Annotated in this window: 3 protein-coding genes; 2 read left to right on the forward strand and 1 reads right to left on the reverse strand. The window is 71.4% G+C overall.

The features are described 5' to 3' along the window. On the reverse strand, nucleotides 1-510 hold a 510-nt coding region (locus G7A99_RS19555), incomplete at its 3' end, for a glycine zipper 2TM domain-containing protein (protein ID WP_163143376.1). Between the two features lie 138 nt (nucleotides 511-648). Here G7A99_RS19555 and G7A99_RS19560 point away from each other — a divergent pair. Then, nucleotides 649-1,146, forward strand: coding sequence for a Fur family transcriptional regulator (locus tag G7A99_RS19560; RefSeq protein ID WP_018717109.1), 498 nt, complete (start codon nucleotides 649-651; stop codon nucleotides 1,144-1,146). A gap of 15 nt (nucleotides 1,147-1,161) precedes the next feature. Beyond that, nucleotides 1,162-1,480 (forward strand): metal ABC transporter solute-binding protein, Zn/Mn family (locus tag G7A99_RS19565; RefSeq protein WP_163143379.1); only part of this gene is annotated, 319 nt, incomplete at its 3' end.

The following is a 1,480-nucleotide window of genomic DNA, read 5'->3' on the forward strand; positions in this document are numbered from 1 at the left end:
GGGCGTCACATCCAGCCGCACGCGAACGCGTCGGCCCGGATCGTGGTCCATGCGGGTGACATACTCCTCGCCATGATAGCGGTAATGCACACGGTAGCCGATGGTGCGGGTCTCGTAGTGGGTCTCCTCGACGGTCTCGCAGCGGCGTTCGCGCCGGCTGCCGCCATAGCGGTGCTCGTCCCGGCCGGCGATCCCGCGGCCGATCCCGGCGCCGAGGATGGTGCCGGCCACGGTGGCCACGCGCCGGCCGTCGCCGCCGCCGACCTGGTTGCCGAGGACGCCACCGACGATACCGCCGATGACCAGCCCGGCGGTGTCGTTGCCCCGACGAGGCTCGCGGTAGCGCACGGTCTCGTACCAGCACTCCTCCCGGGGTGTGCTCACTTCCACCGTCCGGGTCAGCGGCTCGACGTGGGTGACCCGGGCGTAATCGTCGTGCCCGCCCCGGGCGAGCGCCGGGGCGCTGGCCACGGAGAGGGCGAGGGCGATGGCGGGGATGCGGTAGTGCATGACGGACGCCTCCTGAATGGTGATCGTGGCCGCGAGTCTGAACGGGGTGAGCTGAACGGTGCCTGAATGGAGACGGGTATGGTGGGCGTGGAATCGATATGTAATGATATAACGGTATCGGAACGCGGGGAGTCCGCAATGAGTGAGTCCGTACTGATGGCGTTTCCCGCCGAAGGACACGATCACCGCGACTGCGTGGCGACGGCCCTCGCCGCGGCGGAGCGGCTGTGCCGGGAGCAGGGGGCGCGGCTGACGCCACAGCGCCGGCGGGTGCTGGAGCTGGTCTGGCGCGGTCACCGCCCCGCCAAGGCCTACGAGCTCATGCAGGCGCTCGCGGAGGGCGAGCGGCCGGTGGCGCCGCCCACGGTCTACCGGGCGCTGGATTTCCTCATGGAGGCGGGGCTGGTGCACCGGCTCGCCTCGCTCAACGCGTTTGTCGGCTGTGCCGCGCCGGAGCATCCCCACGCGGGGCATTTCCTGATCTGCACGCGCTGCGAGCGCGTCGCGGAGCTGGATGCCCCGGATGTGGACGAGCTGCTGGGCGAGCGTGCCGCCGAGCAGGGCTTCGCCCTGGAGCACGAGACCATCGAGCTGGCGGGCGTGTGTGCCGCCTGCCGGCAGTCCCAACCAGCGTAATCCTTGGAGTCGACCATGTTGCGACGACAGCTCGCCCGTTGCGTCCTCGTCCTGGCCGCCGTGCTCGCCTGGCCGGCGGCGGCCCCCGCGGCGGAGGCGCCAATGCAGGTGTACACCAGCGTGATCCCGGTGAAGACGCTGGTCGAGGCCGTCGGCGGGGACCGCGTGGCCGTTACCGCCCTGGTGCAGCCGGGGCAGAGCCCGGCGACCTTCGATCCCGGTCCGCGGACGCTGGCGTCCCTGGAGGGCACCGAGGTCTATTTCCGCGTCGGCGTGCCCTTCGAGCGCTCCTGGATGGCGCGTCTGCGTGCCGCCGCCCCGCGCATGTCGGTCG

It is taken from the genome of Arhodomonas sp. KWT (assembly GCF_010993615.1).